At 66.2% G+C, this 4,761-nt stretch carries 5 protein-coding genes; 4 read left to right on the top strand and 1 reads right to left on the bottom strand.

What is annotated here, in order from left to right; genetic code table 11:
• The first annotated feature begins 368 nt into the window (after window positions 1–368).
• Window positions 369–1,376: a XopAW family type III secretion system calcium-binding effector gene (gene xopAW, locus ACK4OE_RS25175; RefSeq protein WP_409889161.1), complete on the top strand. Its 1,008-nt coding sequence runs from the start codon at window positions 369–371 to the stop codon at window positions 1,374–1,376.
• A 228-nt stretch (window positions 1,377–1,604) separates the two neighbouring features.
• Here xopAW and purN read toward each other — a convergent pair whose 3' ends face one another.
• Window positions 1,605–2,186, bottom strand: a complete 582-nt coding sequence (gene purN, locus ACK4OE_RS25170; RefSeq protein ID WP_409889160.1) for a phosphoribosylglycinamide formyltransferase — start codon at window positions 2,184–2,186, stop codon at window positions 1,605–1,607.
• A gap of 21 nt (window positions 2,187–2,207) precedes the next feature.
• Here purN and ACK4OE_RS25165 point away from each other — a divergent pair, with 21 nt between their 5' ends.
• The 3 genes from ACK4OE_RS25165 to ACK4OE_RS25155 all read left to right on the top strand — a co-directional run.
• On the top strand, window positions 2,208–2,921 hold the full coding sequence (locus tag ACK4OE_RS25165) for a YceH family protein (RefSeq protein WP_409889159.1): 714 nt from the start codon (window positions 2,208–2,210) through the stop codon (window positions 2,919–2,921).
• Between the two features lie 45 nt (window positions 2,922–2,966).
• Window positions 2,967–4,148, top strand: coding sequence for an acyl-CoA dehydrogenase family protein (locus ACK4OE_RS25160; protein ID WP_409889158.1), 1,182 nt, complete (start codon window positions 2,967–2,969; stop codon window positions 4,146–4,148).
• Between the two features lie 12 nt (window positions 4,149–4,160).
• Window positions 4,161–4,761: acyl-CoA dehydrogenase family protein (locus ACK4OE_RS25155; protein ID WP_409889157.1), on the top strand; the 601-nt coding region annotated here is incomplete at its 3' end.

Raw genomic sequence — 4,761 nt, 5'->3', positions numbered from 1 at the left:
CGCGCGCATCGACGCCGCATCACACGCCGCGTGGGCGGCGTGGCCAAAGCGGGCGAGGTATTCGGTGAGCAGTGTGGTGATCTCCACATCGTCGTCCACCACCAGGATGTGTTGCATGGGCGGGCACAGGCGCAAAAGCGCCCCAGGAAGAACACCCCAAGTTTAGGCAGCAGCCCCCGCGCTCTCGGGGCAATCTGGCGGGGATTTGCCCCCCTGTTTGGGCCTTGCAGGCGCCCTTTGTATCGGCCTTGGTACAAAGCGGACAAACCCCGGAGACACGCCCCCCAAAGAATGGGCTTGGGCCATGGCCGAGGGCTTCCGCTGTGGAGGGCCCGGCAGGGCCCTCCCTTGGAACGAAAGGAACGACGATGACGACCATCAGTAGCGTCAGCAGTGCCTGGTCCAGTGCGAGCGTGCAGCGGGCATCACGCCCGGCGCCGTCGCCGGAGCGGCTGCTATCCAAAATCGATGCCGACGGCAGCGGCGGCGTGAGCGACACCGAACTGCAGGGCCTGCTGGACGATGTAGCCAAAAAGACCGGCGTGAGCAGCCAGACCAGCGCGGCCGACCTGGTGAAGCAGTACGACGCGAACGGCGACGGAAGCCTCAACGCCGACGAGCTGGGCCAGACCATGCAAAGCGTGCTGCCCCCGCCCCCCTCCACCATGGCCTTTGCCCAGTCGCGCAGTGGCGACAGCAGCAGCACCGCCACCGGCCAGGCGGGCGACGATCTGTTTGGTAAGGTGGACAGCGATGGCGACGGCAGCGTGAGCAAGACCGAATTGCAGGCGCTGCTGGAGGCCATGTCCGGCGGCACGGCCAGCCAAACGGGCGTGAGCAGCGACGAGGTGTTCAGCCAGCTGGATGCGGACGGCGACGGCAGCCTGAGCGAAGCCGAGTTCGACGCAGGCCGCCCCTCGGGCGCAGGCGGAGAAGCGGGCAGCATGCAGGCCATGGGCGGCATGCCACCGCCTCCTGGGGGGCCGGGTGGGCCGGGCGGTGCTGGCGGCGCGGCAGGGGCATCGGGCAGCAGCCAAGCCACCAGCTACGACCCGCTGGACACCAACGAGGACGGCGTGGTCTCGGCCGCCGAGCGCCTGGCGGGCGGTACCAGCAGCGTGGAGCAGGATGCGATGACGGCGCTGTTCAACGCCATCGACACCGATGGCGACGCCAGCATCAGCACCACCGAGTCCCAGGCATTCATCGACCAGCTGACCCGCCAGGCGCAGTCGGCCACCACCAGCAGCGAGTCCGGCGGCCGCAACGACCTGGCGCGGCTGGCCGACTTTGCCCGGCAGCAGTACGCGCTGGCCGCCAATGGCTGGAGCACTACCTCGTCCTCCAACGCCAGCAGCCTGAACGCAGTGGCCTGACGCAGCCCCAGCAGGCACGGCAAGAAGGAGAAGGGAAGCCGGGGGATAGAGAGCGCAACCGCCCCCCCGGGGCACGCAGTGCGATTCGCCCGTCAGTTGACGAGCTGCGTGCGCCAGAAAACCCATTAAAAATGGCCTCTGCGATCGACCATATTGCCTTGATAGCTATCAATTAAATAGCAATCAACTCCCTGCAGGTGGCAGGGCCCCAGGCAACCGGGTGACGACCTACAGCTCCTGCACCAGCGCCCGCACGGCGCGGGGGTAGATCACATGCTCCTGCGTCAGCACCCGCGCGGCCAGCGTCTCGGCCGTGTCGCCCGGCAGCACCGGCACCACGGCCTGGTCCAGGATGGGGCCCACGTCCAGCTCGGCCGTCACCTGGTGCACCGTCACGCCCGCAAACTTGCAGCCCGCATCGATGGCGCGCTGGTGGGTGTGCAGCCCGGTAAAGGCAGGCAGCAACGAGGGGTGGATGTTGATGAGCCGCCCGGCGTAGTGCGCCACAAACCCCGGCGTCAGGATGCGCATGAACCCCGCCAGCACCACCAGCGCGGGCTGGTGGCGGTCGATGGTGGCGGCCAGTTCGGCATCAAACGCCTCGCGGCTGGCAAAGGCCTTGTGGTCCAGCGCCTCGGCGGCGATGCCCTGCTCCCGCGCAAAGGCCAGCCCGGCGGCGTCGGGTTTGTTGCTGATGACGGCGGCGACGCGGGCGCCGTAGCGCTGCGCCCAGTTCTCCTGCTGGGCGGTGCGGACGATGGTGGCCATGTTGGAGCCGCCGCCAGAGATCAGAATGACGATGTTCTTCATAAATTGCCACGGATTATCCCAGTGCCCTTCGACCCCATCACACGCCCCCTCACCCCCAACGAAGCCCGCGTGCTTGCCACCCTTATGGAAAAGGCGCGCACGGTGCCCGACAGCTACCCCATGTCGCTCAACGGCCTGGTCACTGGCTGCAACCAGAAAACCAGCCGCGACCCGGTGATGAACCTCAGCGACGCCGAGGCGCAGGAGGCGCTGGATTCGCTCAAGCTGCTGACACTGGCGTTTGAGAGCAGCGGCAACCGCACCACGCGCTGGGAGCACAACTTTCAGCGCGGCGTGGGCGTGCCCGAGCAATCGGCCGTGCTGCTGGGCCTGCTGATGCTGCGCGGCCCGCAGACCGCCGGCGAGTTGCGCATCAACGCAGAGCGCTGGTACCGGTTTGCGGACATCTCCTCGGTCGAGGCGTTTCTGGACGAGCTGCAGGAGCGCAGCGCCGAAAAGGGTGGCCCGCTGGTCGTGCAGCTGCCCCGCGCGCCCGGCGCCCGCGAGCAGCGCTGGGCGCACCTGCTGTGCGGGCCGGTGGATACCTCCGCCAGCCATGCACCCGCAGGCGGGTCGGGCGCCAGCCCATCGCCAGCCCTGCAGGCCCGCGTGGACGCCCTGGAGGCTGAGGTGGCAAGCCTGCGCAATACCGTGCAGCGGCTATGCGCCGAGCTGGGCATTTCCCCTGAGATTTCCCCTGAGTTCAGTCCAATGTCGCCACCCGGACAGGAATAAAACGAACGACCGTGCTACAAATGCGGATCACTTGGAGACAAACCGATGGATCTCGCATTTACCCCCGAAGAACAGGCGTTTCGCGAAGAGATTCGCGCCTGGGTTCACGCCAACCTGCCCAAGGACATTTCGCACAAGGTGCACAACGCCCTGCGCCTGACCCGCGAAGACATGCAGGGCTGGGCCAAGATCCTGGGCAAAAAGGGCTGGTTGGGCTTTGGCTGGCCCAAGGAGTTCGGTGGCCCCGGCTGGACGGCCGTGCAAAAGCATTTGTTCGAAGAGGAATGCGCCCTGGCAGGCGCGCCCCGCATCGTGCCGTTCGGCCCGGTGATGGTGGCCCCGGTGATCATGGCGTTTGGCAATGCCGAGCAGCAAAAGCGCTTTTTGCCCGGCATCGCCAGCGGCGAGGTGTGGTGGAGCCAGGGCTACAGCGAACCCGGTTCGGGCTCGGACCTGGCCAGCGTCAAAACCCGCGCTGAGCGCGTGGGCGACAAGTACATCGTCAACGGCCAAAAGACCTGGACGACCCTCGGCCAGCACGGCGACTGGATGTTCAACCTGGTGCGCACCAGCACCGAAGGCAAGCCCCAGACCGGCATCTCCTTCCTGCTGGTGGACATGAAGTCCAAGGGCGTGACCGTGCGCCCCATCAAGCTGCTGGACGGCGAGTGCGAAGTGAATGAAGTGTTCTTCGACAACGTCGAAGTGCCTGCCGAGAACCTGATCGGTGAAGAGAACAAGGGCTGGACCTACGCCAAGCACCTGCTGAGCCACGAGCGCACCAACATCGCCGACGTGAACCGCAGCAAGCGCGAGCTGGAGCGCCTCAAGCGCATCGCCAAGACCGAAGGCGTATGGGACGACCTGCGCTTCCGCGACCAGATCGCCCTGCTCGAAGTCGACATCGTTGCACTGGAAATGCTGGTGCTGCGCGTACTGTCTGCCGAGAAGTCCGGCAAGAACTCGCTCGACATCGCGGGCCTGCTCAAGATCAAGGGCAGCGAGATCCAGCAACGCTACGCCGAGCTGATGATGCTGGCCGCCGGCCCCTTTGCCATGCCCTTCATCGAAGAGGCTATGGAAGCTGGCTGGCAAGGCAATTTCCCTGGCGGTGTCACCGCCAATGCGCCGCTGGCATCCACCTACTTCAATTTGCGCAAGACGACCATCTATGGTGGCAGCAATGAAGTGCAACGCAACATCGTCGCGCAGACGGTTCTGGGCTAAGGAGACAAGAACATGGATTTCGATTTTTCTGACGACCAGGAACAACTGCGCGACGCCGTGCGCAAGTGGGTGGACAAGGGCTACACGTTTGAGCGCCGCCGCGCTGCCGTGGCCGCCGGCGGTTTTGACCGCGCCGCCTGGGGCGAACTGGCCGAGCTGGGCCTGACGGCGCTGACCGTGCCCGAAGCGCACGACGGCATGGGCCAAGGGGCCATCGATGCGATGGTGGTGGCCGAGGAACTGGGCCGTGGCATCGTGCTGGAGCCCATCGCCCAGGCATTCATCGCCAGCAGCGTGCTGTCGCACTATGCACCGGCCGACGTGCAAGGCGCCTGGCTGCCCCGCGTGGCCAGCGGCGAAGCCGTGGTGGTGCTGGCGCAGCAGGAGCGCAAGGCGCGCTACCGCCTGGACGTGTGCGATGCAAAAGCGGCCAAGGCGCAATCAGGCTATGCGGTCACAGCTACCAAAAGTGTAGTACCCGCTGGTGACAAGGCAGACGCCTTCATCGTGCCCGCACAACTTGACGGCAAGATCGCCCTCTTCCTGGTCGAGCGCACCGCCACTGGCGTGACCACCCAAGGCTACGTCACACAAGACGGCAGCCGCGCCGCCG

The organism is Acidovorax sp. (genome assembly GCF_046314175.1).
In the GTDB taxonomy this organism is placed as follows: Bacteria; Pseudomonadota; Gammaproteobacteria; order Burkholderiales; family Burkholderiaceae_C; genus Acidovorax.
The sequence above is the reverse complement of the archived record's forward strand: the minus strand, read 5'-3'. Positions and strand labels throughout refer to the sequence as shown.

Excerpts from the sequence above, each read along its gene's own strand:
- xopAW (WP_409889161.1), top strand. The coding sequence starts at position 369 with ATGACGACCATCAGTAGCGTCAGCAGTGCCTGGTCCAGTGCGAGCGTG.
- purN (WP_409889160.1), bottom strand. The coding sequence starts at position 2,186 with ATGAAGAACATCGTCATTCTGATCTCTGGCGGCGGCTCCAACATGGCC.
- ACK4OE_RS25160 (WP_409889158.1), top strand. The coding sequence starts at position 2,967 with ATGGATCTCGCATTTACCCCCGAAGAACAGGCGTTTCGCGAAGAGATT.